Here is a 25130-nt window from a genome sequence, read left to right as displayed (position 1 = left end):
GCTGCGGCGCTGATCCGTCCCGCCCCTGGCGCCGCGCCCACCGACCGGCTGATGCCCGGCCCGACCGGAGAGCTGAACCGCCTGACCACCCTGCCCCGCGGCCCCGTCCTGTGCCTGGGCCCCGGCGCCCCTGCCGCGGCGGCGCAGGCACGTGCCGTGACCGATGCAGGCGGTCAGGCGGTTGTCGCAGAGGGCGATGTCGATCCGCATGCGCTGCGCGATCTGCCCGATGTGGCTGCGGTGCTGTGGTGGGGTGACGTGGCGACGGGGCGGGCGATGGCCCGGGCCCTGGCCGCGCGGCCAGGTCCGCTGGTGCCGCTGATCACGGCGGTGCCGGACAGCGCCCACGTCACGCATGAACGCCACCTGTGCGTCGACACCACCGCCGCGGGGGGGAACGCCGCGCTGCTGGCGGGCTGAGGGCGCGCCCTGCGTTGACATCGCCGGCGGATCGGGCCGACATGGCGCGCATGAACGACAGCCGTCCGCGCGTGATCCTGCATCCCGGTCCGCCCAAGACCGGGACGTCCACCCTGCAGGCGTGGTGCCATCTGAACCGCGGGGTGCTGGCGGCGCAGGGTATCGTCTATGCCTCGGTCGACACGCCCCGCGACCCCAAGCATCAATGGCTGGTCCAGGGGTTGAAACGCGGCGACCTGTCGCGGCTTGCCGCCGAGACCGGCCCCCTGCGCGATGGGCGCGCCCACACGCTGATCCTGTCCTGCGAGGGGGTGATGACCAATCGGGCACTGATCCCCGACAGCGCCTGGCAGCAGGTCCGAGAGGTGCTGACGGGTTTCGACACGACCCTGTTCCTGGTCGGGCGCGATCTGGACGGGTGGCTGCGGTCGTTGTGGAAACAGGCGCTGATCAACCCGGTGCCACCGGGCAGGCCGCTGAGCCTGCCCGATTTTCCGGTCTTCTGCCGCATGCCCGCCATCCGCGTGATGATGGACCTTGGCCATATGGCCGATCTGATCGCGGACAGGACCGGGGCCTCGGCGCGGGTGCTGACTCGGCTGGACGCGGACTTCATCGGCGTGTTCGCAGGGCTGCTTGGCCTGTCCCCCGACGCGCCCCTGCAGGACGCCCTGCGGATCAACGAATCCCTGCCCCCGGATTTCATCGCCGTCTATGCCCGCCTGGCGCGTCACGTCGATCAGGTTGGGCCCCTGCGGCTGGCGACCCTTGCGGCGGTCCACGCGATGCGCCCGACGGGCAACCTGATGGTCGCGACAGTGGCGCGACAATTCGCCCGCGTGTCCGCGCAGGACCGCGACCGGGCCGTGGCAAGCCTGTGTCAGGCCGTCAATGCCGTGACGTTCGACGACCCGGACCACCGCGACCTGGCATCGCAGCTTGCGTCCCAAGCCGCCATGTTGCGAAACATTCTATTGCAGGACCCGCCACCAGCCCCTAGGTGACAGGGACGAAGGACCGCGGAAGGGCATCAGACCCGGTGGTTTGGCCGGACTTCAAATCCGGTTGGGGCAGCGAGCCTGTCCCGGGTGGGTTCGACTCCCATTCCCTTCCGCCAGCCTTCCTCGCCCCTACCGCGCCGCGATGGCCAGCCCGTCGGCCACGGCCGTGAACACGTCCCGTGCCGAATGATCTGCATCGGGAAAGGCCGCGCGCATCGTGTCGCTTACGACCGTCATCAGGCTTGACCCCCCGACATAGATCACCCGGTCGACCTGTGCGGGGGTCAGCTGTGCGCGGTGCAGCGTCTCGACGGCGCCCTCGTGCAGCTGGCTGGCGTGGCGCGACAGGCTGTCGGCCAACGCCTGCCCGGCCAGCGGCGCGGACAGGCCGCGTTCGACCTCGTCCAGCAGGATGGCCGCGTCGTCGGCACCGTCATTGGCGGCGATCTTGCCGCGTTCGACGGCAAAGGCCAGATCGTGGCCCAGATCGTCCTCCAGCACGCGCGACAGGCGGGCCATGGCGTCGGGCTGTTCGGCCAGCCGGACCATTTCGGCGACCATGCGGCGGTTCTGGGGGGTATTCACGAAGGGGATCTTCTCCCACGTGGCAAGGTCGTTGTAGATGGCGTTCGGTACGGGCGACGTCCCCGGCCCCATCGCCTTGCGAAGGACCGATCCCCTGCCCAGCAGCGGCATCACGTGATCCAGGCTGACCGCGCGGTCGAAATCGGTGCCGCCGATCCGCACGCCGTGGCTGGCCAGGATCCGTACCCCCGCCCCCTGCCCCTGGAACAGCGAGAAATCCGACGTGCCGCCGCCCACGTCCACGATCAGGCCCGTGGCGCCGGGCCGCGCGGCACCGGCGGCGATGGCAGCGGCCTCGGGCTCGGGCATGAAGTCCACGTCGCGAAAGCCCGCAGCCAGGTAGCATTGACGCAGATCGTCCTCGGCCTGCGCCTCGCGCGGGTCGCCATCGCCGTGAAAGACGACGGGCCGACCCGACAGCGCGCGGTCGAAGGTCTGCCCGGTCTCGGCCTCGGCCCGCGTCTTGATGCGGTTCAGAAAGCGCGCGATCAGGTCGACAAAGGTCACCCTCTCGTTCAGGATCATCCGCTTTTCATGCATCAGCGATGTGCCCAGGACGCGCTTCAGCGCCCGCATGAAGCGGCCCTCGTGCCCGTCCAGCAGAGCGCGGTTCGCGGGCTGGCCCATCAGGGTGGTGCGGCTGTCGGCGTCCAGGAAAAAGGTCGTGGGCATGGTCGTCTGCCCCGGTTCCAACCGGATCAGGCGCGGCGTCCCGTCCGGCGCATGTCCCGCCGCCGAGTTCGAGGTGCCGAAGTCGATGCCCAGGCCGTTGCCGCGCGGTGCCATGTCGAATGCCCTGCCCTGTGTCTGCGAAGGGCGCGTGCCTAGGCGGGGGGCCGGGCCAAGTCAAGCGGGGGCACGCTAACCGGGCATTAGCATTTGTGCGCTAGCGTCGGCTCCTGGTCCCTGTCCCGGAGATTTCGATGTCCTTCGTCCCGCGCTTGTCCCTGCGCCAAAAGATCACCCTGACCAGCCTTGGCCTGATGACGGCCCTGGCGCTTGTGCTGGTCACCGTGCTCAGCATGGCGCAACGCCAAAGCCTTCTGGAAAACGCCCAAAGCGCGCAACGGGTGACGCTGCGCGTCCTGTCCTATGATCTTGCCGTGGACCACGACGGCTTTTCCGCGACGACCAGGCCGGACGGCACCCTGGGCGACGTCGTCTGGCCGCAGATCCCCGATTTCGACGATCACACCATGATCGACGATGTCGGCGGCCAGACCGGAGAGACGGCGACCATCTTCCGGCTTGACCCCGAACTGGGCCAGTTCATGCGCGTGACGACGAACGTCAAGCGCCCGGACGGCACCCGCGCGGTGGGCACGCCGCTGGACCCGACGGGCCCGGTTCATGCCGCCATGCTGGAGGGGCGGACCTATTCCGGCACGACCACGATCCTGGATCATCCCTATCTGACGCTGTATGTCCCGGTCCGCGATCAACAGGGTCAGGTGAACGGTGTTCTTTATGCCGGCGTGGCGATGGACGGGATCGAGGCGGTACTGTGGCGCAACCTGACCACCGCCGTGGCCCTGACGGCCGCCGCGCTGCTGCTGGCCTTTGCGCTGAACCAGGTGATGACGCGTCGTGCCCTGCGACCGTTGGCGGCCGTCGACGCCGCGATGCAGGATGTCGCCCGCCAGAACTACGACCGTCCGATCCCCGGCACGGCGATGCGCGACGAGATCGGCTCGATCGCCCGCAATCTGGAACAGTTCCGCGACGGCTTGGCCCAAGCCCAGGAGGCCCGCCACGCCGCCGCCGCCCTGCGCGAGGCCGGCGCCGCCGAGGCGCAGGCGCAGTCCCGCAAGCAGGCGCGGATCGTGACCGATATCTCGACCGGGTTGGAGCGGCTGGCGGCTGGCGACCTGACCGCGCAGATCGCCAGCCCCGCGCATGATCCCTTTCCCCATGAATACGAGGCGCTGCGCGCCAGCTTCAACAAGGTCGTGTCCGATCTGGGCAGCACGATGGGCCGCATCGTCGAGGTCGCTCGCCAGGTGCGCGCGGGCTCGGACGAGATCACCTCTGCCGCCCAGGATCTGGCAGGTCGCGCGGAGACGCAGGCCGCCACGCTGGAGGAATCGGCGGCGGCGCTGACCGAACTGACCGCCAGCGTGCACTCCACCGCCGATCTGGCTCGCACGGCCGAGAGCGTGTCCCGCACCAACCGCTCGATCGCGGAGGAGGGCCGCTGCATCGTCGGAGAGGCGATCCAGGCCATGGAAAAGATCGAGGCATCCTCGGACCAGATCAACCGCATCATCACCGTCATCGACGATATTGCGTTCCAGACGAACCTGCTGGCGCTGAACGCCGGGGTCGAGGCCGCCCGTGCCGGAGAGGCGGGTCGCGGTTTTGCCGTGGTCGCATCCGAGGTGCGCGGGCTGGCGCAGCGTGCGTCGGAATCCGCGCGTGAGATCAAGGGGCTTATCTCGGATTCCTCGCAGCACGTTCGGTCAGGATCCTCGCTGGTCAGCCGCACCGGGGGCAGCCTCGAGCAGATCCTGTCCAAGGCCCGCGAGGTGTCGGATCAGGTCGCAGCCATCGCCCTGGCAGCCAGCGACCAGTCCACCGCATTGTCCGAGATCAACTCGGGCGTGAACCATCTGGACCAAGTGACCCAGCAGAACGCCGCCCTGGCCGAGGAAACGAATGCCGCTGCAGCGTCGCTGCAGCATCAGGCAGGCGTACTGGCCTCAGCCCTGACCAGCTTCACCTTCCAGCCGGCCTCGACATGGGGCACACGGGATGATCCACTTCGCACCAGCGACGATCCGTTCGTCCAAGTCGCCCCGCCGCGCCATAGGGTCGGATCGCCCAAGGCAATCACAGCACGCATGATGGAATTCTAAGTACACCACAGCCGGATGGCCGCTGGAACGCCGACAAAAACAAGCCGCTGCCGATTGTTCGGCAGCGGACTTCGCGTAACTCTCAATAAAGTGACAACGGTGCTGCAAGGGCCGCCATAAGGCTGTAGCTGAAAATTGCGACACCCGTTAAAGATGCACAACATGCTAGCAATGCACCGACAAGCGGTACGGCCCAACTGGTTTTGCAGAGCGGGCGTCAGCAGGCCGGTTGATCTTCGGCAGTTCCAGCAAGATCCAGACCTCGCGCCGTCGGGGGCTGCCAGGTCGGGGACGATTCGACGGCGCCCTGAATGTTGGTCCCCAACTGTGACCCGCCCGTTCCACCGCTCCAGCCAGTGGTTCCGGTGTTTTCCGCGGCTGTGCTGTCCTCGGATGCGTCAGGCTGGGTTGCCGGTTCGGCGACACCGGCATCGGCCGCGCATTCCGGTGCCTCGGACACGCGCTCGGCCGGTGCGGCCTGCGCCCACGCCGCACTCCCCGACAGGCCGCCGATGGGGACTGCCAGCGCCAGAACGGCCGCAGTCAGCGTCAGTCGTGCGAACGGGATGATCATCGGGTAGCCTCACGTGGATTGTTCACGGCAAAACGCGGCTGGCGTGCGCCGGTTCCGCGCATCATCACCACTGCCGTCGATCCGGTGACGAAACCGTGTCCGATCCGGTCCCCAACTCTTTGTCAGCCATGATGCGGCAATGGGACGTCACGGGGCCCATAGGCGGCGGCGACCTTTCTGTGCTATCGCCGCCTGAAATGAACTGAGGGGGCGCAGAGTCGCTGATTATGGGTACACCGAACGCAAGCACGCCGCGCCAGGCCAAGGAATGGGTGCAGGTCCTCGCCAAGTATCGCGAGCCGTCGACCCGCCGCAGCGTGTGGGAGTTGATGGCCACGATCGTTCCGTTCCTGGCGCTCTGGGCACTGGCCTGGGCGGCGCTGTCGGTCAGCTATTGGCTGGCCGTGCCGATCGCGCTGGTGAACGGGCTGTTCCTGGTCCGCATCTTCTGCATCCAGCATGACTGCGGCCACGCGTCGTTCTTTCGCAATCGCAAGGTCCAGGACTGGATCGGGCGGGGTCTGGGCGTGCTGACACTGACGCCCTATGACGTCTGGCGCCAGACCCATTCGCTGCACCACGCCCAGCACGGGAACCTGGACGAACGCGGCATCGGCGACGTGATGACCCTGACGGTGGGCGAGTATCGCAGCCGAGGCCGGTTCGGACGGCTGATGTACCGGCTGTATCGCCACCCCCTGGTGCTGTTCGTGCTGGGGCCAAGCTATCTGTTCCTGCTGCAGAACCGTCTGCCGCTTGGGCTGATGCGGGCGGGATGGCGGTTCTGGGCATCGGCCCTGGGTACCAATCTGGCGCTGGCGCTGATCCTGGGCACGATGATCTGGTTCGCCGGGCCGATGCCCGTCCTGCTGATCTTCCTGCCCACGACCATCGTCGCCGGGACCGTCGGCGTGTGGCTGTTCTATGTCCAGCATCAGTTCGAGGAAACGCACTGGGCCAATGGTGACGAATGGCAATTGCACGATGCGGCGCTGGCCGGATCGTCGCATTACATCCTGCCCCAGCCTCTGCGCTGGCTGTCCGCCAATATCGGGGTGCATCATGTCCACCACCTGTACAGCCGCATCCCGTTCTATCGCCTGCCGGAAATCCTGCGCGACCATGACGAACTGGCATCGGCACAGCGGCTGACCCTGCGCGAAAGCCTGCGGTCGGTGAACCTGCACCTGTGGGACGAAAATCGTCGTCGCCTGGTGTCCTTCCGCGAGGCGCGCAGCCTTTACGGCGCGCCGACGGCCGGCTGAGACCGTCAGCGTTCAGCTGACCAGCGCGGCCTGTCCGATGGCGTGCAGCTGGACAAGCTGGCGCAGCCGGGGGCCGCGCACGAAGGTGCGGGCCTCGGCCGGGTGGGCCTGATCCGCAAACAATTCGGGAAAGATCTGCTGCAGTTCGGACAGGGCCGCAGACCCCATCGCGCGCAGGGCCTGGGGGCCGGGATACAAAGATTCCGTCTGTGCGCCGTTGGAATCGACGACTTGGTGGGCGTCGAACATCAGATGGCAATAGGTCACCTGCGACACGGACATGTCCACCGCGATGCCTGGAACATCGATCAGCTGGCAAGCCGGTGCCAGGATCTCCTCGGTCCCGAACAGGGTCCGCGCGACCGATGACCGGATCATGATGCGGTGCTGGCGCGACACGGACAGGGGCGCCGACGGCTGGTTTAGGCCAAGCGCCCCGGCCGCAATGCGGATCGGACGAAGCTTGGGGTTCGCCGCCAGATCCACGCCATCGAAACGGCGCCTGCCGATCCAGCGCAGGGGCTGATATCCGTGATCGCGCGTCCAGATCAGGTCACCGGGCTGCAGGCTGTCGACCGGGCGCGGCCCGTCCGCGGTCAGGATCAACGTGTCCGAAGCAAAGCACATGATCTCCATGTCGTGGATGTCAGGCGCGAACGAGATCTTGGCGACATAGACCTCCTTGGGCAGGGGGTCGGCCTCGATGATCTCGACCGAATGCAGCGACTTGACGTCAGACCATGCCGCGACGCTATCCTTGGCGGGGCGGAAGAACATGTCCCCGTTGCGCATCTGGATCAGCACGCCGTCCTGGGTGCTGGTGGTGTTGTCCGGAAAGGTCAGCTTGTACTGAACCTTGAGGAAGCCGGTGATCTGGCTGGTACTTTGCCCCCCATCGGTGGGCGAACCATAGGCGAACTTGCTGGCACCGTCAGGATGCTGGCTGTAGCTTGTGGCATAAGCCTCGGCCGGGCCCTGGGCGGTATTGATCGCGCGCAGCTGTCCGTCCAACTCGACCGGCTTGATCTGATTCTGGCCGACAACCTTGTAGCCCTTCATCCCGTCCGCCTCGGTCCCGGTCGCGGGCGTTCCTGGCGTGGTGTTGATCTGCTGGTGGTTGCCAATCCACATCCAGGTCACGGCGTTCGTCATCTGAGCCTCCATCATGGAGCCTCAGCAATAGCCGCACCAATTCATCGCGCCAGTTTATCTTGCGTACAAGTTTAATCGCAGTCCGCGCCGCCGACGGGCGCCGCATCGTTCAGGTTGGATCGCCCCGGACAATTGCGGTATCGAAGGGAACGGCTGACAAGAAGGGACAACGCGAACACGCTGAGCATGCCGCAACCGACGTAGCCCCACAGGATCGACGACAGCCATCCGAACCCCAGCACGAGGAACAGGATGGTTGAGACGATGCCAATGACTGCAGAGGTTGCGATAATACCGACCAGCAAAATGCCCCGACCCTTTCAAAATGATCCTGACAACTATAGCACCGATCGGTTCATTTGCGAAACAAGATCGACAGAATGGCGTCTTTCGGGCACCATTCATGCGAGTGTAAGACGCAAGTAATTAAACTTTAAGGCGAATAATATGAACGGTGACGACATGGACCCGACGCTGCCCCCCGACCGGATCGGCTATGTCATCAACACCTATCCCCGTCCGTCCCAGACCTTCATCCGTAGGGAGATTCGGGCCCTCGAGGCGGCCGGTCTGACCGTCGCGCGGTTCGCCATGCGGCGCGACGATCAACCCGTGCTGTCTGCCGAGGATCAGGCCGAGGCCGACCGGACCGAATACGTGCTGGACCGGGGTGCGTTGACCTTGGGCATGGCGCTGATCCGTGCGGTGATCCGCCATCCGCGCAGCCTGCTTCGGGCACTGTCGGCAGGGCGGCGGGGCGGGCCCGGGCGCGGCCCGCTGCGCCAGGTGATCTATCTGGCAGAGGCCGCCATCCTGGCCGATCGCAGCCGGCAGCTGGGCCTGACGCATCTGCATGCCCATTTCGGGACAAACTCGGCCGATGTGGTCCGCTATGTCCGGATGCTGGGCGGGCCGGGCTACAGCGTGACCTTTCACGGCCCCGAGGAGTTCGATGGCCCGCACACGCTGCTGCTGCGTGACAAGGTGGCCGAAGCGCGTTTCGCGGTGGCAGTCAGCGCCTTCGGACGCAGCCAGCTGGCGCGATGGGCGCCCTTCGATGCCTGGGACCGCATCAAGGTGGTGCATTGCGGCATCGACCCCGCCCTGTTCGCGGCGCCGGTTCCCCTGCCGCCTGGACCGGACGCGCACGATCCGCTGCGCGTGGTCTGCATCGGCCGCTTCGCCGAGCAGAAGGGCCAGGTCCTGCTGATCGAGGCGATGGCGCGCTGCACCGCGCCGGTGCACCTGACGCTGGTGGGTGACGGCCCGCTGCGGGCCGAGATCCAGCGGGCAATCAGGGCGCACGGGCTGGACACGCGCGTCACGCTGGCCGGCTGGCTGGACGAGGCCGGCGTGCGCGACGCGCTGTCTGCGGCGCATGTCATGGCCATGCCCAGCTTTGCCGAAGGCCTGCCGGTGGCCCTGATGGAAGCGATGGCGGCCGGCCGCCCCTGCATCGCCACCCTGATCGCTGGCATCCCCGAGCTGATGGTCGACGGCCAGACCGGCTGGCTCATCCCGGCCGGGTCCGAAGACGACCTGGCCAAGGCGCTGGACACCGCCGCCCGGACCCCACGAGACCAACTGGAACGGATGGGCGCCGCCGCCCGCACGCGCGCGCTGACGCGCCATGACATCGCAACAGAGGCCGGCAAGCTGGCCGCACTGTTCGCGGACAGTCGGAACCGGTAAGGTCGCGTGCAGGTTCATCTATGTAAAATCGCGATCAATCGGCTATGCGGCAACTCTTTCTTTGCGATAGCGTGATTGGACGGGTATCGCTGGTTTCATCTTATTTGGTCGGAACGGATTAGGAATATGCTGCACGGACCGTCTGTCAGCACGGATGATCGAAAGATCGTCCGCGATCTGCCCGCCGCCACCGACAGCCAGGCGGCCTTTCTGGCGGGCAGCGATCAGGCAGATCCGAACCGCGCCCATATCGAACAGATCGTTCTGGACGCTCCGTCCGACATTTTGGCGCCCGGCCCCCTGCTGGCCGCATGGCAGCAGTTGGCAGACCGTCACGAGACGCTGCGGACCGTTCTGGTCACCGACGATACCGGCATCCTGCGGCTGGACGTCCTGGACCACGCGCCGGTGCATATGGACAGTGCCGATTTGTCGAACGGGATGGTGGACCGTTTTCTGGCCGATGACCGCGCGGCCGGCGTGGACCCCACCGAACGGCCCGGATGGCGGGTCACGATGGCCGATCTGGGTGGGGGGCAGGCCCGGATGGTCTGGACCATCCACCACGCCCTGATCGACGGGACCAGCATCGCGTTGATCCTGACCGAACTGTGGCGGATCCTGTCCGGCGATCCGCTGATGGCACCCGGCATCGGCTTCATCCAGGCGATCCGGGAGCGCCAGCTGGACGAGCCGCAGGCCCGCGCCGCCTTTGCCGCCACGTTGTCCGATGAAACCGTCGCGTCGGCCTTTCCCGCAGCCCCGGCCAAGACGCATGGCCCGATGCACCAGACCGACCTGACCCTGTCGATGGATACGTGCGACGCCATCCGCCGTCTGGCGCATGCGGCGCAGGTGACCACGCTGACGGTGGTGCAGGCGGCTTGGTCGATGCTGCTGATGCGCTGGACCGGGCGGTCCGGCGCGGCCTTCGGTCTGGTGGAATCGGGTCGTGGTCGCAATGATCGGGTCGCGGGCTGTCTGGTCACGACGGTGCCGTTCCAGGTGCGGATGGACGACATCCGAACCTTCGGCGACCTGCAGGCGCGCCTGCGGGCGCAGACGCTGCAGTTGCGGCCGCATTCCCATGCGCGCCAGACGCTGATCCGGCAGTGGTCCGGTCGGCAGGGCCGTGCGGCGCTTTACGATACCGTCCTGATGTATCAGCGCGGCACGCTTGCCGCGCGGCTTGCGGCGGACGGCTGCGGCTGGACCGACGTCCGCCTGATCGAGGAGGGCACGGCGCTGATGTCGCTGTCGGTCCATGACGAAGGCGCGTTGTGGCTGTCGCTGGAGCATGACGCCGCCCGGTTGCCGGACGAGGTGGCGACCCGCATCCTGCACCAGATGGCCAACCTGCTGCAGGCGATGGGTCGGGCCGACACCGACACGCCGCTGTCCGATCTGACGATGCTGGACGCAGAGGAGCAGCGACACCTGCACGCCCTGGGGCGCCCCGACCGGCCCGTCCCGGATGTGCTGCCCGACTTGGCATCGGCCTTCGAGGCGACGGTCGCGCGTCACGGCGACCGGACCGCCGTGACCGAGGCGCAGACGGGTCATTCCGTCGATTTCCGCACCTTGGACCAACAGGCCAATGCCCTTGCGGCGCGGCTTGTCGGATGCGGCATCGGTCCGCAGGATGTCGTGGCCATCGCCCTGCCCCGATCCGTGCGTCAGATCGCCGCGATGCTGGCCACGCTCAAGGTCGGCGCCGGCTTTCTGCTGCTGGATCTGGATCAGTCACACGACTATCTGTCCGGCCTGATCCGCCAGGCCCGTGCCAAGGCCATCGTGGTCCAGCAGGACATGCCGCTGTCGACCGCCGCACCGAACGTGGTGATGGCCGACGATGCCTGCCAAGCCCACGCCCCGCCGCGACCACCCCTGGATGCGGACAGCTTGGCCTATGTCACCTTCACCTCCGGCTCCACCGGAACGCCCAAGGCGGTTCGGGGGCTGAACGCGGCACTCAGCGCGCATGCCCATGCGATGGTCGACGCCTATGCGCTGACCGAACGGGATGCGGTCCTGCAGTTCGCGACGCCCAGTTTCGACGTTGCGCTGGAGGAGGTCTGGCCGACGCTGCTGTCCGGCGCGCATGTCGTGTTGCGCGACGCCACGCCGCTCGGCTCGATCCAGGGGCTGCTGGATCTGGTCCGGCGGCATGGGCTGACGGTTCTGAATCTGCCCGCCAGCTATTGGCAACAGATGGTCGCGGACCTGCGCGATCATCCGCGGCCCATACCAGACAGCCTGCGCCTGTTGGTGACGGGCAGCGAACGCGTGCCGCCCGCAGCCTTCCGCGAATGGCAGCGCCTGGCCCCTGGCGTCCGGTTCGTCAACGCCTATGGCCCGGCCGAAGCCACGGTGACCAGTACCCTGTGGCAGGGATCGTCCCTGTCCGCCGGGTCCGAGGTTCCGATCGGTCGTCCCGCCGGCCATGCCCGCGTCGTGCTGCGCGCGCCGGACGGTACGCCCACGCCTGTGGGTGGCGAGGGAGAGATCGTGATCGGCGGTCAGGCCGTCAGCGGCGGCTATCTGGACGATCCTGATTCGACCGCACGGGCGTTCACGGCAGACGCCGGAGGCCGGCTGTATCGCAGCGGCGATCTGGGCCGCTGGTCGGCGGACGGGCAGCTGATGTTCCTGGGGCGCGAGGATCGGCAGGTCAAGCTGCGCGGCCAGCGGATCGAACTGGGCCAGATCGAAAGCGCCCTGGCGGCACGACCCGGCGTCCTGCAGCTGTTCGTGGACCTGGACAAGGGACCGCCGGCACGCCTGCTGGGCTGGATCGTCATCGAGGATGGCACCGACATCGACCAGGTCGCGCGCGATCTGCGCGACCAGCTGCCTGCCTATATGGTGCCACGGCTGATGGCGGTCGATGATCTGCCGGTCACCGCGAACGGCAAGATCGCGCGGGACCTGCTGCCCCGTCCCGCCGCAGCCGGGCCCGTGGCCGGACCCGGCCATGCCGAACCGCAGGTCCTGGCCGTGGCTGCCTGCATGGCCAATGTGCTGGACCTGGCCCATGTCGGACCAGATGACGACTTCTACGACCTTGGCGGGGATTCCCTTCTGGCGTTGCGCCTGATCAGCCTCGTGCGAAGCCGCACCGGACTGCGCCTGCACACGGCCGATGTCATGCAGGCCCCCACGCCCAAAGGGCTGGTCCGCCTGCACCGCACGACCCCGGATCGGCCCCGCTATCTGATCCCGACCCAACCCCTGGGACATAACGTTCCGATCATCGGCGTCCATGTTCTGGGCCGCAAGCAGGCACTGTTCCGGCCCCTGTCGGACGCGCTTGGTCCCGACTATCCGGTGCTTGGCCTGACGGTCGGCGTTCCCGAAGGCGGACTGGACGTCCGCGTCGAAGCCGTTGCCCGTACCTATCTGGAGGAGCTGGACCAGCACCTGCCGGGGCAGCCGGTCTGCCTGGTCGCGGTGTCGATGGCGTCGTATTTCGCGCTGGAACTGGCGCAGCAGTTGCGCCGCGCGGGGCGCGAGGTGCCCCTGCTGGTGGTGCTGGACGCCGCGGGCCCCGGCGGACGGCCCTCGGTCCGAGGCTGGGCCAAGCTGCGGGCGCATCTGGGCCAGCTGCGCCGCCACGGCCTCCGCCATATCGTCGAAACGCTGGACAACCGCCGACCCCACGAACAGCCCGAGGTGCGCGACCTGCTGCCGACCGACGGCGAAGGTCCGACCGTCGACATGGCCCAGCTGATCGAGGCGAACGTGCAGGCCGTGATCCATTACAACCCCCAGCCCTATGATCGGCCCATCGCGATCTTCCGCGCCGATGCCAGCTTCTGGGATTCCCCGGAGGGCAAACGTCAGGGGTTGGGCTGGGCGCAGATTGCGGCGGGCGGGTGGACCCTTCACGACCTGCCGGGAACGCATCTGTCGATCCTTGAGCCGGGCAATGTCGAGGTGCTTGCCGACCATCTGCGCAGACTTCTGCCGCCGACGCCGACCGCCACCCCCGTGAAGGAGCCATGATGCAATTCGCAATCGGCGACGACCGCGTCGCCCTGACCGTGCCGGACCGCCAGGCGCTGCTGTCGATCGTCGAAACCCGGCTGGCGGCCGGTCAGGGTTTTGCCTTGGCGACGATGAATGTCGATCATCTGGAAAAGCTGCGCAGCGACGCCGATTTCCGCACGGCCTATGCGCAGCACGACCTGATCGTGGCGGACGGCAATCCGGTCGTCTGGCTGGCGCGGCTTGGCGGACAGCGGGTGTCGCTGGTGCCAGGATCGGACTTGGTGCAGCCATTGTGCGCGCTGGCTGCCCGCCTGGACCGCGGCGTGGCCATTCTGGCCGGCACCGAGGAGGGCGGACAGGATGCTGCCCGCCGCCTGATCGCCGCGCATCCCGGACTGACCGTCAGCCTGGTCGCTGCCCCCGGCTTCCCTTTCGATCCCCACGGTGCCGAGGCCGACGCCCTGCTTGACCGCCTGAACGCCAGCGGCGCCTCTCTGTGCCTGCTGGCCCTTGGCGCCCCGCGGCAGGAGATCCTGGCCGCGCGTGGGCGCAGGGTCTGCCCGCAGGTGGGCTTTGCCTCGGTCGGGGCGGGCATCGATTTCGTCACGGGCAAGCAGCGCCGCGCCCCGCGGTTGTTCCGGGAAGCCCGCATGGAATGGCTGTGGCGCGCCGCGCTGAGCCCCAAGCGGTTGGGCCCGCGCTATGTCCGCGGCGCGCTGATCCTGCCGGGACATGCCCTGCGCGCCCTGCGTGAAAGACCCCGGCAGTCATGACCGGCATGCTGGTCATGGTGCCCTCGGTCCACGTGATGATGCGTGACGGGCAGATGTGGATGGACGACAAGTTCGTGGCGGGCCTGCACCTGTTTGCGCGCGAATGGGGCGGCCCGACCCGTGTCGTGCTGCGGCAGGGATCGGCGACGCTGCCCTTTGCCAGCCCGGTGACGGCCGCGGACCTGCCCGGAGAGCTGCGCCTGATCGCCCAGGATGCGCCCATCTCAGCCGAGGATCTGCGCGGCGCGCAGGTGGTGCTGGGCACGGCCGACGACCATCGGCAGCTGGATCTGGCCCCCCTGTGCGGCGCGGTTGGGGCGCGGCTGGTTTATGCGATCGAATACCCGCTGCAGACCCGCCTGGCCGTCGCGCGGCTGGACCTGGCGCGCCGCCCGTTGCGTCTGGCCCGGTCGGTCCAGTGGCTGCTGACGCAGGAGTTGCGGCTGCGCCGTGCGCTGCGGTCAGCGCACGGGGTGCAGGCCAACGGTTATCCAGCGATGGCGGCCTATGGGGGGCTGAACGACGACACATGCCTCTATCTGGACAATCGGTCAGAGCGGGAGACCATGGCCACGGCTTCAGAAATGCAGGCCCGCGCGGGGTGGAACGGGTCGCTGCGGATCGTCCATGCCGGCCGGTTGATCGCGATGAAAGGCACGCAGGACCTGATCCCCACCGCCATCGCGCTGCGCGAGCAGGGCGTGGATTTCCGCATGGACATCTTTGGCGCCGGCGACATGCGGCAGGCGATCGCGGACGACGTGGCGCGGCATGATCTGGGCGGGACGGTTCATCTGCATCAGCCGGTCGATTTCGCCACCAGCCTGGTGCCGTGGATGCGCCGGAACGCAGATCTGTTCTTGGCCCCGCACAGGCAGTCCGACCCCTCGTGCAGCTATCTGGAGGCGATGGGCTGCGGTGTGCCCGTTCTGGGCACGAACAACCGGATGTGGTCTGAACTGGCGCGCCAATCCGGCGGCGGTTGGGTCATGCCGATGGGACAGCCCAGGAAGGCCGCCAACATCATCGCGGGGCTGAACCGGGCGGCGATCGCCAAGGCCTCGGCCCACGCGTTGGAGTTTGCGCAGGCCCATGACTTCCACAGCGAGTTCAGGCGCCGCATGGATCACTTGCACCGCGTGGCGGCAAAACCTGCCTAGACCAGCAGAACCGCGGCCAAGATCAGCCCGACCGCGCCGAAGGTCAGGTCGTGCAGACCATCCCATGCCCCGTGCTTGCGGGCGATGCGCACCAGCATCGGATAGGCCAGGATGGCCGCCAGCGCCTGCCCTGCCAAGGCACCCGGAATGCCCGCCTGGATGCCACCAAGGGTGAACAGGCTGAGAAACAGCACCGCGCGCACCAGCGTGACCCAGAAGAACCCGCGGGAGTCCCCTCCGGCCAAGGCGGCCTGGTCATAGCTGAGACCGATCAACGACGGAATGCTGGCCAGCGCGATCAGCGTCACCAGCGGCCCCGCACTGGCATAGCGCGGATCATAGAGCAGCACGACGAGATGTTCCCCGAATGTCGCCAGTAGCGCCAGCAGCAGCATGAAGCTGCCCGTCAGCGCGGCGCGCACGATGCGCACGCGACGCATGTGCCCGGCACTGGGATCCTCGAACGCGGTACGATAAAGCGGGATCATCACGCGGGATATCACCGTCGTTCCCAGCATCAGCGGAAAGCTGGCCAGAAAGAACGCGATGTTGTAAATGCCCAGCTGCGTCAGCGTCAGCAGGCGCGCCAAGACCGCCTTATCGCCCTGAGAGATCACGAAGCCCACCACGGTCGACGGCATGATCCATTTGCCGAAACGCACCAGTTCGGCAACACAATCCGGGTCCCACCGGAACCGGTTTGCCGGGCCCGGCATCCAGTAGCTGACCATCAGCACCTTGACCACCGACCCCAGGATCAGCCCGATCACCAGCGCCCAGGCCGATTCCAGCATGGCGGCCAGCCCGATGGTGATGATCGTGGTCACCGCCGCGGTCGCCAGTTCCACGATGGTCAGGCGACCCATCTGCAGATGACGGTTCGCGGTCTCGATCTTCGTGGGCAGCAGGCCATAGATCATCGCTGTGGTTCCCGCGACGGGCAGGAACCAGACCAGTTCGGGCACCCCGTAGAAGGACGCCGCCGGCACCGCCAGGATGCAGCAGCCCAGCCACAGGATCACCCCACGGATGGCCTGCATGGTAAAGGCCGTGTCCAGAAAGGTTCGGTCGTCGCCCCGCCGGCTTTGCAGGATGGCCGGGGTGATCCCCACGTCCGAAAAGTTGTTCAGGCCCTGGATGATGACCATGATCAGGGTCATCAGGCCGAACACCTCGGGGAACAGGAGACGGGTCAGTACCAGGTTCGAGGCCAAGCGGATCGCCTGGATGCCCCCGAAGCTGATCATCGTCAGGGCCGAGCCGCGGAAGGCCCGTTGGGCAAGCCCCTGCCCCGTGAACAGCGATCCGATCATTGCGCGCATGGTCGTCAGTGCCGCCCGATCTGCATGATGTCCCAGATCCTGTCGGCCGTGTCCTCATACGCGGCGGCAAAGTCGGGATTAATCGTGTCGGGCAGCGACAGTCCCGACGGCGGCCGCGCGCCATAGAGATCGGCATAGGTGATCATCGCCGCCAGCAGATAGATCGTCTCGGTCCCGTGGGGCGACAGGTCGGAAAACAGCGCATCGGGCGCGATGGCCGACAGCGGCGCCTCGGACAGCAGGCGTGCCATCACGCGACCGACCGGCAGCAGGCTGATGTCGGCATCGGGACGCACCCCCGCAAGCCGCGCGACATAGTCGTCGTACCAGCGGGCATAGCCGTTCTGCGCGTGGCGGTAATACCGCTGCATCTCGGCCGGTTCGGGCGGGAAATCATCGGCAAAGGGGTGCAGGTCGGCCCACCCTTCGTAGATCAGGATGCGCGGCGCGTCGGTGTTCTGCACGACCCAGTCCAGGACGGTGACTGTTGCGCCATAAGGGGACTGGCGGTCGGGGTTGTCGCCCGGATAGCGCTTGTCCGCACGGCCGTATTGAATGAAATTCTCGGGGTTCAGGATGATCGTGTCGAACCGCGCCGAGGCAAAGGGCTGATCCGGATTCCAGGCGGGGGTGACCGTATCGAACGACCAGTTCGGAACCGGCGGCAGTTCTGCCGCGAATTCGCGCGGAAAGCCGAAGCGTCCGTCCAGCGCCAGATCGCGCCCGTCATGCCGGGCCATCTCGGCCAGCCAATGGGGGACGGTCGTCTCGTCCGTGTCGGTCAGGTGATGGATAAGGCTGTTGCCGAAGACGAACACGCGGGCGCTGTCACGTTCGGGCACGGGTTCGGCTGTAACAGGCGAGGGCACGGACAGGCCAAGGGCGGCAAGGGCGGAATACAGGATGTGCTTCATGTCGTCTCTTTCAGGCTGGTCGGTTCCGGGGCCAGGACGATTGGTCTGGCGGCGGGTTTCAGCAGCAGCAGGTCCAGGACACGGCGCCGCAGCGATCGGCCCGGCAGGATCTGGCGATCCCCCAGGACGGTCGCGCCGTGCAGGGCCGGATCATCGTTCAACGCCAACGCCGCGCCCAGGGCTGCGACCCGATCGGGGCCATGTTCGGGATCAAGGTCAGGCACCCACTCGGTCACGACGATGCCGGGCAGACGGCCGCCGACCTCGACCGACAGGGTCCGGGTCAGGATGTCTGCCCCGGCCTGCGCGACAGCGAACCCCAGGTTGCCGGGCAACGGGGGACGCGGCACCGGGCGGGCAATGTTGATGATGCGGCCGCGCCCCTGCGCGACCATGCCGGGCAGGAACGCGGCCGTCACGTTGATGCGCCCGCACAGGTTCACCTGCACCTGATGGCACACATCCTCGGCCCGGGCGGACAGGAAATCCTCGCGGCGATGGATCGCCGCGGCATGGATCAGAATGGTGACCGGACCAAGTTCGCCCTCGATCCTCTGCGCCAGGTCGCGCATGGCCTGGGCGTCGGTGACGTCGCCCTGCAGCGTCTGGAACAGCCCCTCGGCCGGGCGCGGGTGGCGGGATACGCCCCGCACCGTCATCCCATGCGCCGCCAGGTGACGCGCAATAGCGTGGCCCAGATCCGTGCTGCTGCCGGTGATGACGGCGACCCCGCTCATGGCGCGGCCTTCAGCCGCCGGGCCATCGCATCGGCCACCCGCAAGGCGTTCGCCACGATGGTCATGCCCGGGTTTACCCCGGTCGAACTGGGCATGAAGCTGGCATCGGCGACGAACAGGTTGTCCAAGTCATGCGCCTTGCAGTCGCGGTCCAGGACGCCTTGGCGTGGATCGTCCGAAAAGCGAAGGGTGCCGCAGGGATGCGCGATGTTCAGTTCGGGCGCATGGCTGAGCCACAGGGATCGGACCCCGCGCAGGCGCCGCTTGAGCAGTTTGCGGAACCGCAGGCGACGGGCCAGAAGCTCTCCGGACATGCGGTATTCGTAGATGATCGTGTCGGGCCGCGCGGGGTCGTGCCGGACGCGGTTGTTCTCGTCCGGCAGGTCCTCGATGATCCCGGCAAAGACGCGGGCATCTCCCAGAAGCTTGGCCGCGGTCAGCGCGGGCAGGCGCAGCAGCTCATGACCGATGCGCAGGTGTCTGAAGGGCGAGGCCTGATACCGCTGACGCAGCACGTAGAGGATGTTTCCGTAATCGGCGGGCAGGCCCAGGGACTGGAACAGCCCCATCCGATCGGGCCCGTCCCGGTACAGGTCACGCAGCGAAAAGGTCTTGAGCGGTCCGGGCGAGCTGACGGGCGCGTTTCGCGGGGGCCAGATGGCGATGCGTTCGTTGATGTGGAACATCAGGCCCCGACCCACCAGGCCGCTGGAATTGCCGCAGCCGTCGGGCCAGTACTGGGTGCTGGAGGCCAACAGCAGGCGCGGCGACGACAGGCTGCCCCCGGCAAGCACGAAGGCCCGCGCTGACAGCAGATGCTCGACTCCGTCGCGGCGGACGCGCAGGTGCGTGACCGTCCCGGCATCACCCTGCAGCGACAGGGCATCAGTGCCGTCCAGCACCGCGGCGCGCCCCGTGGCAAGGGCGGGCAGGACGCCCGCCGACCGACCGTCCATCTTGCAGTCGCGGGGGCACTTGCGGCCGATGCACTCGCGACATCCCTCCAGCTGGCGGATGCCAAGGTGCGCGCGATAGGGGTGCAGCCCTGCCCTCTCCAGCGCCTGGCCCAAGGCTTCGTCCCGCGCGGCCAGCGGGCGCGGGGCCGCCAGGGGCGCTGCCGGTTCGCCCAACGGGTCCTGGCTGCCGTTGACGGCCATCACGTCGCGCGCACGGTCGTACCAAGGCGCGAATTCATCATAGCCCACCGGCCAGCCGCCCGTCGGATGCGGCAGGTCGGGGACGGATTCCATGTCGTGGCGTTCGGGCTGTTCCATGGCTGCGGCATAGAAGACCGAGGTGCCGCCGACGCCCACACCCTGCGCGCCCCAGCCAACCGACGTGGCACCGTCCACCGTCGATTCCACCGGCACCGGCCAGCAGCCGAACATCTGCCGCGCGAACGGGTCGTCATAGCCGCATTCCTGGCCGTTCTCGGCCAGGCGGGGGCCGGTGGACCCCTTTTCGACGAACAGCACCGAAAGGCCCGCCTCGGCCAAGGCACGACCGCAGAGGCCACCGCCCAGGCCGGCGCCGACGATGATCACGTCCCAGGATCTGTTCAGAAGTTCGTCCACGTGCCCTCGATTGTCAGGGGTTTGAATGGCCGGGGGCCGGATGCCGCAGATGCGCCACGCGGTTCCGCGACCCGCATCGGGGCGACAGGGGAATGCGCGCGCCCGGTCATCCGATCACCGTCTTCATCGCCCGCCGCGCGGCGGGGGCCGGGGCGGCCTGCCTGGCTCCGACGGGCATGCCGCGGGCCGCCAGCCCCGCCAGGGCACCCGCGCTCATCCAGGTCAGAGGAGTGACGGTCGCATTGGGGATCAGGTCCACCAGGCTTGCCGCCATGATCAGGGCCAGGCCGGCGGTCCAGCGGTCGACCGGACCGGACCGCGTCGCCAGCCACAGCCGGATCACCGAACCGCACAGCAGGCCGAAGATCGACAGATAGCCCAGGATGCCGCTGATGGTCATCACCACCACCCAGTATCCGTCGCTGACGCTGGTGTACTCTCCCGAGATCGGATCGATCTCGAGGTTGCGGCCCCATCCGCCCCAGCCCGCCAGCGGCTTCTGCGAGGCGCGGTCCAGCAGCACCTGTTCGTTCATGAAACGGAACTCCAGGGACCGGCCCCGTTCGGCATCCATCGACAAGGCAAAGTCGCGAATCGCGTCGGTGGGCATCACACCCAGCCAAAGCGCCAGCGGATAAGCCATCACCACCGCGGCCAGCGCCGCGGCGATGCTAACCTGCAGGCGCGGCGGCGTCATCAGCACCAGCGGCACGAGAAGCATTCCGTAGATGATCGATGCTGCGCTTTTGCACAGCACCAGAACCACCAGAAGATAGGCCAGGACGGCCATGTTGCGCGTCCGCGCCTGCGCATCCCCGTCGCGCAGCGCCACCGCGGCGCAGATGACAGCGGTCACGACCAGGATCGCGACCCACAGGCCGTGTTCCAGGAAGACCATCGGGCGGAAGCCGCCATAGCGGATCGTCTGGCTAAAATCATGCGCGAAAAAGCCGTAGATCCAGACGTTCAGCTGCGGGCTGACCCGAATCTCCAGCAGCATCGGCAGGGAATAGGCCAAGGTCGCCAGCGTCAGCGCCACCATCCAGGCCCGGATGCCGTCTGTTGACGACAGGACCAGATACCCCAGCAGGAAGGGCAGCAATGTCAGCACGGTGTTGATCGTGCCGTTGAGCGCGTCGAACAGACCCAGGCCGGGACGATAGGTGATCCCCTCGATCAGCGGTTCGGGATTGGTGGCCACCGTCAGGGTCGGGGTGACCATCGCCAGGACGGTCAGGATGACGACCCAGCCCTCCAGCCGGATCCAAGGCATCGGAAAGCGGTCGCGCAGCATCACCGCACCCAGCATCGCGCACAGGGACGGGATCGCATGTTTGTCCAGGGTCGGCAGAATCGGCAGGTCGATCCCCACCACCGGCGGCAGCAGCAGGTATCCCAGCAGCGGCACCCAGATGAGCGCCTGTCGGGGCGTCAGCCGCGAGAACAGCATCGCCGCCACGGCCGGCCACGCTGCCAACATGATCAGCGACAGACTGTTGCCCATGTCTTCTCCCAGCTTGAACGTCACGCTTAAGGGGAACGATGACGTGAATCCACAGGAATTAGCGTAAATTCCCATGCAACATTCCGTCAGCTTTGATAATCATCCCATTGTAAGGTTTCAGTGGTGGATTGCGGACCGCGCTCAGCGCAGGGTTGTAATCCGGAAGAACAAGGAAGACGGGCTTGACCGATACGCCGATCAACATGCGTGACATCGCCATCGTGGGCTTTGGTGTCGATCTTCCCGGCGCGTCCGACCCCCGGCAGTACTGGCAGAACCTGCGCGACGGGGTCGAATCGATCATCCATCTGACGCCGGAGGAGCTGCGCGCCGCCGGCGAGACGGAATCACGGATCAGCCATCCCGATTACGTCCCCTTTGCCGCCCGGCTTGACGGGTTCGATCATTTCGATGCCGAGTTCTTCGGCCTCAGCCCCAAGGATGCGGCGGTGATGGACCCCCAGCACCGCAAGTTCCTGGAGACCTGCTGGCATGCGCTGGACCATGCCGGGCACCGGCCCGACAGCCTGGGCATGGTCGGGGTCTGGGCGGGCTGCGGGATGGGCAGCTACTTTTCCGTCAACATCTGCTCGAACCGCGACCTGGTCGAGGAAACGGGCATGTTCCTGCTGCGCCATACCGGCAACGACAAGGATTTCCTGTCCACCCGGGTCAGCCACATCTTCGACCTGCGCGGGCCAAGCGTATCCGTGCAGACGGCCTGTTCCACCTCGCTGGTGGCGGTCCATTCGGCATGCCAGGCGCTGCTGGCGGGCGATTGCGACGCGGCGCTTGCCGGCGGCGTCACGATCGAGCTGCCGCAGGGCCGGGGATATATCTACAAACCGAACGAAATCCTGTCGCCGGACGGTCATTGCCGCGCCTTCGATCACCGCAGCCAGGGCACCGTCTTCGGCAGCGGCGCGGCGGTCGTGCTGCTGCGCCGCCTCTCGGACGCGATCGCGGACGGCGACCACATCTGGGCGGTGATCCGGGGCAGCGCGATCAACAACGACGGTTCGGCCAAGGCCGGCTATCTGGCCCCCTCGGTCGAGGGGCAGGCGGCCGCCATGGCCGAGGCGCATCTGATTGCGGGCGTCGACCCCTCGACCATCGACTACGTCGAATGCCACGGAACGGGCACCAGCCTGGGCGACCCGATCGAGGTCGCGGCCCTGGCCGAGGCCTTTGCCCTGGGCCAGGGGGGCGGTCGGACCGGCATCGGGTCGGTCAAGACGAATATCGGCCATACCGACACCGCCGCAGGCACTGCCGGTCTGATCAAGGTCGCCCTGTCGCTGCATCACCGCGAAATCCCGCCCAGCCTGGGATACGAGGCGCCGAACCCGGTGATCGATTTTGACTCGACCCCCTTCCACGTCGTCGCCACGCGCGAGCCTTGGCCCGCGCACCCGGACCGCCCGGGCCGGGCGGCGGTGAACTCGCTTGGCGTGGGCGGCACGAACGCGCATGTCGTGGTCGAGGAGGCGCCCCCTGCCCCGCCCTCGGAACCCTCCGACTGGCCGGTCCAGCCGCTGATCGTGTCGGGTCGCACCCGCGCCGCGCTGGATGCCAACGCGGCGGCGCTGGCCGCGTGGCTGCGCGACCATCCCGACGCCAACCTGGCCGATGTGGGGTTCACCCTGCAACAGGGGCGCAAGCTGTTCGACAAGCGCCGCGTGCTGGTCGCCGCCGATGCGACCGAGGCGGCCGAGCTGCTGGAAACCGGCAACACCCGCCGGGTCTTCAACCACGACCGTATGACGGCGGCGCCCAAGGCCGCCTTCCTGTTCCCCGGCGGCGGCGCACAATCGATCCACATGGCGCGCGGCCTGTACGAGACCGAGCCGGTCTTCCGCGACTGGATGGACCGCGGCCTTGCCGTGCTGGAACGCCTGACCGACCGCGACCCCAGGGCGCTGTGGCTGCCCGAGCCGGGCCAGGAACAGGCGGCGACCGAGGCGTTGAACCGCCCGTCGGTCCAGCTTCCGCTGATCATGATCGTCGAATACGCGCTGGCGCAGCTGTGGATCAGCTGGGGTGTCGTCCCGCAGGCGCTGGCCGGTCATTCGATGGGCGAGAACACTGCCGCCTGCCTGTCGGGGGTGATCGGGTTCGAGGACTGCATCGCGCTGGTGGAACTGCGCGGGCGACTGTTCGACCGCATCGCGCCGGGGGGCATGCTGAGCGTGCCACTGCCCGCGGCAGAGCTGATGGCCGAGGCGGGCGACGACCTGGATCTGGCCTGCGACAACGCCCCCGGCCTGTCGGTGGTGTCCGGCCCCCGCGACCGGATCGACGCGCTGCAGGCGACGCTGGTCGCGCGCGGCATCGACTGTCAGCGCGTGGCGATCGACATCGCCGCCCATTCGCGGATGCTGGAACCGATCTTGCCGGAATTCGAGGCCTTCCTGCGCAGCATCCCGCTGTCCGCGCCAAGCATCCCGATCCTGTCGAACCGCACCGGCACCTGGATGACGGACGCACAGGCCACCGACCCGCGCTATTGGGTCGATCACCTGCGCCACCATGTCGATTTCGCGGGCTGCATCGCCACGCTGCGCGAGGATCCCGCGCGCCTGTTCGTCGAGGTCGGCCCCGGCCGCGCCATGTCTGCCCTAGCGCAGGCCAATGGCGCAGCACCCGACCGGGTGATCAGCACCCTGCGCCATCCCGACCACGCAATCGAGGATGACGCCTTCTTCCTGAACGCGTTCGCGCGGCTTTCGGCCACCGGGCTGGCGCTGGACTGGTCGCCGATCTGGGGCGAGGGTCGCCGCCGGGTGCCGCTGCCGGGCTATGTGTTCCAAAGCAAGCGTTACTTCATCGAACCGGCATCGTCCGACGCCTCCTATGCCACGACCGACGACGCGCCGCTGGCCATCCCGGAATCGCAGGGCTGGGCATGGCGGCCGTCCTGGAGGCTGTCGGCCCCCGACATCGAACTGGGCGCCGATGGCCGTCCGCACGCCGCGGCGGAACGTTGGCTGATCCTGGCAGACGAGACCGGATTGGCGACCCGCGTGGGCACGCAACTGCGCGATGCCGGGCATGAGGTGATCTGGCTGCGCCCGGGCGACTGTTTCGCGCAGACGGAAGAATCCGACTTCATCGTCGCGCCAGAGAATGGCGCATCCGATTTCGAGCTGCTGATCGCCGCGCTGGTGGCGCAGAACCGGCTGCCGCAGCGGATCGTCAGCTTCTGGCTGGTGCCCGATGCCGGGCGGCAAGGCGCGCGGGCTGGCTTCAGCGCCTTCCATCGCCATCTGGAACAAGGCTTCAACACTGCGCTGCACCTGATCCGGGCTTTGGCGAACGAGGGCGGCGGGCAAGAGATCGACTTTGTCGCCATCACCTCGGACGCCGTGCGGGTGGGGGCCGAAAAGATCGAGGCCCCCGAAAAGGCCACCATCCTGGGACCCCTGGCCGTGGGCATGCGCGAATTCCCGTGGCTGTCGGCGCGCAGCATCGACGTGCAGACGCGCGGCGACCAGACCGCACTGGCCCAACGCCTGGTCGAGGATCTGCTGGACCCTGCGCCCCCGGCCCGCGCCGCATGGCGCGACGGTCGCCGCCTGGCGCGCCATCTGGTGCCGGCCGCGCTGCCCGCGC

General features: G+C 67.6%; 17 protein-coding genes, 1 tRNA gene and 1 pseudogene. 10 read left to right on the top strand and 9 right to left on the bottom strand.

Annotated elements, in window-relative coordinates; translation table 11 throughout:
- From TW83_RS21085 to TW83_RS07115, 3 genes and pseudogenes are all read left to right on the top strand, one after another.
- Positions 1-420, top strand: a pseudogene (locus TW83_RS21085) (bifunctional proline dehydrogenase/L-glutamate gamma-semialdehyde dehydrogenase); the annotation flags it as partial.
- Positions 421-461: 41 nt separating this feature from the next.
- Positions 462-1424, top strand: a complete 963-nt coding sequence (locus TW83_RS07120; protein ID WP_045982079.1) for a hypothetical protein — start codon at positions 462-464, stop codon at positions 1422-1424.
- 17 nt (positions 1425-1441) lie between these two features.
- Positions 1442-1537, top strand: a tRNA-Sec gene (locus TW83_RS07115).
- Positions 1538-1550: 13 nt separating this feature from the next.
- Here TW83_RS07115 and TW83_RS07110 read toward each other — a convergent pair.
- A complete protein-coding gene (locus tag TW83_RS07110; protein WP_045982078.1) occupies positions 1551-2792 on the bottom strand; it encodes an Hsp70 family protein in 1242 nt (413 codons plus the stop codon).
- 137 nt (positions 2793-2929) lie between these two features.
- Between TW83_RS07110 and TW83_RS07105 the strand changes: the two genes are divergently transcribed.
- Positions 2930-4861, top strand: a complete 1932-nt coding sequence (locus TW83_RS07105; RefSeq protein ID WP_052714694.1) for a methyl-accepting chemotaxis protein — start codon at positions 2930-2932, stop codon at positions 4859-4861.
- Between the two features lie 217 nt (positions 4862-5078).
- Here TW83_RS07105 and TW83_RS07100 read toward each other — a convergent pair whose 3' ends face one another.
- Complete coding sequence (locus tag TW83_RS07100) at positions 5079-5435, bottom strand: hypothetical protein (RefSeq protein WP_045982077.1); 357 nt, start codon at positions 5433-5435, stop codon at positions 5079-5081.
- A 227-nt stretch (positions 5436-5662) separates the two neighbouring features.
- On the opposite strand from TW83_RS07100, the gene TW83_RS07095 reads away from it, so the two are divergent.
- On the top strand, positions 5663-6700 hold the full coding sequence (locus TW83_RS07095) for a fatty acid desaturase (protein WP_045982076.1): 1038 nt from the start codon (positions 5663-5665) through the stop codon (positions 6698-6700).
- A 12-nt stretch (positions 6701-6712) separates the two neighbouring features.
- Here TW83_RS07095 and TW83_RS19255 read toward each other — a convergent pair whose 3' ends face one another.
- The gene (locus TW83_RS19255) at positions 6713-7852 is read right to left on the bottom strand and encodes a Hint domain-containing protein (protein ID WP_052714692.1); all 1140 of its coding nucleotides are present in this window, start codon (positions 7850-7852) and stop codon (positions 6713-6715) included.
- A 71-nt stretch (positions 7853-7923) separates the two neighbouring features.
- Positions 7924-8157 (bottom strand): hypothetical protein, encoded by a 234-nt coding sequence (locus TW83_RS07085; protein WP_045982075.1) that lies wholly within the window; start codon positions 8155-8157, stop codon positions 7924-7926.
- 142 nt (positions 8158-8299) lie between these two features.
- Between TW83_RS07085 and TW83_RS07080 the strand changes: the two genes are divergently transcribed.
- The 4 genes from TW83_RS07080 to TW83_RS07065 all read left to right on the top strand — a co-directional run bounded on the left by TW83_RS07080 (position 8300) and on the right by TW83_RS07065 (position 15467).
- The gene (locus tag TW83_RS07080; protein WP_239441303.1) at positions 8300-9544 is read left to right on the top strand and encodes a glycosyltransferase family 4 protein; all 1245 of its coding nucleotides are present in this window, start codon (positions 8300-8302) and stop codon (positions 9542-9544) included.
- Positions 9545-9670: 126 nt separating this feature from the next.
- Positions 9671-13549 (top strand): non-ribosomal peptide synthetase, encoded by a 3879-nt coding sequence (locus TW83_RS07075; protein ID WP_045982074.1) that lies wholly within the window; start codon positions 9671-9673, stop codon positions 13547-13549.
- Complete coding sequence (locus TW83_RS07070) at positions 13549-14307, top strand: WecB/TagA/CpsF family glycosyltransferase (RefSeq protein WP_045982073.1); 759 nt, start codon at positions 13549-13551, stop codon at positions 14305-14307. Before TW83_RS07075 ends, TW83_RS07070 begins: the two co-directional genes overlap by 1 nt.
- Positions 14304-15467: a glycosyltransferase gene (locus TW83_RS07065; protein ID WP_045982072.1), complete on the top strand. Its 1164-nt coding sequence runs from the start codon at positions 14304-14306 to the stop codon at positions 15465-15467. The genes TW83_RS07070 and TW83_RS07065 overlap by 4 nt, the downstream gene beginning before the upstream one ends.
- Here TW83_RS07065 and TW83_RS07060 read toward each other — a convergent pair.
- From TW83_RS07060 to TW83_RS07040, 5 genes are all read right to left on the bottom strand, one after another.
- Positions 15464-16789, bottom strand: a complete 1326-nt coding sequence (locus tag TW83_RS07060) for an oligosaccharide flippase family protein (RefSeq protein ID WP_127899502.1) — start codon at positions 16787-16789, stop codon at positions 15464-15466. The genes TW83_RS07065 and TW83_RS07060 overlap by 4 nt on opposite strands.
- A gap of 5 nt (positions 16790-16794) precedes the next feature.
- Entirely contained in the window at positions 16795-17703 is a 909-nt protein-coding gene (locus TW83_RS07055; protein WP_052714690.1) for a hypothetical protein, read from the bottom strand.
- Positions 17700-18440, bottom strand: a complete 741-nt coding sequence (locus tag TW83_RS07050; RefSeq protein ID WP_045982070.1) for an SDR family oxidoreductase — start codon at positions 18438-18440, stop codon at positions 17700-17702. The genes TW83_RS07055 and TW83_RS07050 overlap by 4 nt, the downstream gene beginning before the upstream one ends.
- Entirely contained in the window at positions 18437-20014 is a 1578-nt protein-coding gene (locus TW83_RS07045; protein ID WP_045982069.1) for a GMC family oxidoreductase, read from the bottom strand. The genes TW83_RS07050 and TW83_RS07045 overlap by 4 nt, the downstream gene beginning before the upstream one ends.
- A 106-nt stretch (positions 20015-20120) precedes the next feature.
- Positions 20121-21518: a hypothetical protein gene (locus TW83_RS07040; RefSeq protein WP_045982068.1), complete on the bottom strand. Its 1398-nt coding sequence runs from the start codon at positions 21516-21518 to the stop codon at positions 20121-20123.
- A 182-nt stretch (positions 21519-21700) separates the two neighbouring features.
- On the opposite strand from TW83_RS07040, the gene TW83_RS07035 reads away from it, so the two are divergent.
- Positions 21701-25130: type I polyketide synthase (locus tag TW83_RS07035; protein WP_239441302.1), on the top strand; the 3430-nt coding region annotated here is incomplete at its 3' end.

The sequence above is a fragment of the Paracoccus sp. S4493 genome (assembly GCF_000967735.1).
GTDB classification, from domain to species: Bacteria; Pseudomonadota; Alphaproteobacteria; order Rhodobacterales; family Rhodobacteraceae; genus Paracoccus; species Paracoccus marcusii.
The sequence above is the reverse complement of the archived record's forward strand: the minus strand, read 5'-3'. Positions and strand labels throughout refer to the sequence as shown.

Excerpts from the sequence above, each read along its gene's own strand:
- TW83_RS07120 (WP_045982079.1), top strand. The coding sequence starts at position 462 with ATGGCGCGCATGAACGACAGCCGTCCGCGCGTGATCCTGCATCCCGGT.
- TW83_RS07110 (WP_045982078.1), bottom strand. The coding sequence starts at position 2,792 with ATGGCACCGCGCGGCAACGGCCTGGGCATCGACTTCGGCACCTCGAAC.
- TW83_RS07105 (WP_052714694.1), top strand. The coding sequence starts at position 2,930 with ATGTCCTTCGTCCCGCGCTTGTCCCTGCGCCAAAAGATCACCCTGACC.
- TW83_RS07100 (WP_045982077.1), bottom strand. The coding sequence starts at position 5,435 with ATGATCATCCCGTTCGCACGACTGACGCTGACTGCGGCCGTTCTGGCG.
- TW83_RS07095 (WP_045982076.1), top strand. The coding sequence starts at position 5,663 with ATGGGTACACCGAACGCAAGCACGCCGCGCCAGGCCAAGGAATGGGTG.
- TW83_RS19255 (WP_052714692.1), bottom strand. The coding sequence starts at position 7,852 with ATGACGAACGCCGTGACCTGGATGTGGATTGGCAACCACCAGCAGATC.
- TW83_RS07080 (WP_239441303.1), top strand. The coding sequence starts at position 8,300 with ATGAACGGTGACGACATGGACCCGACGCTGCCCCCCGACCGGATCGGC.
- TW83_RS07075 (WP_045982074.1), top strand. The coding sequence starts at position 9,671 with ATGCTGCACGGACCGTCTGTCAGCACGGATGATCGAAAGATCGTCCGC.
- TW83_RS07070 (WP_045982073.1), top strand. The coding sequence starts at position 13,549 with ATGCAATTCGCAATCGGCGACGACCGCGTCGCCCTGACCGTGCCGGAC.
- TW83_RS07065 (WP_045982072.1), top strand. The coding sequence starts at position 14,304 with ATGACCGGCATGCTGGTCATGGTGCCCTCGGTCCACGTGATGATGCGT.
- TW83_RS07060 (WP_127899502.1), bottom strand. The coding sequence starts at position 16,789 with ATGCGCGCAATGATCGGATCGCTGTTCACGGGGCAGGGGCTTGCCCAA.
- TW83_RS07055 (WP_052714690.1), bottom strand. The coding sequence starts at position 17,703 with ATGAAGCACATCCTGTATTCCGCCCTTGCCGCCCTTGGCCTGTCCGTG.
- TW83_RS07050 (WP_045982070.1), bottom strand. The coding sequence starts at position 18,440 with ATGAGCGGGGTCGCCGTCATCACCGGCAGCAGCACGGATCTGGGCCAC.
- TW83_RS07040 (WP_045982068.1), bottom strand. The coding sequence starts at position 21,518 with ATGGGCAACAGTCTGTCGCTGATCATGTTGGCAGCGTGGCCGGCCGTG.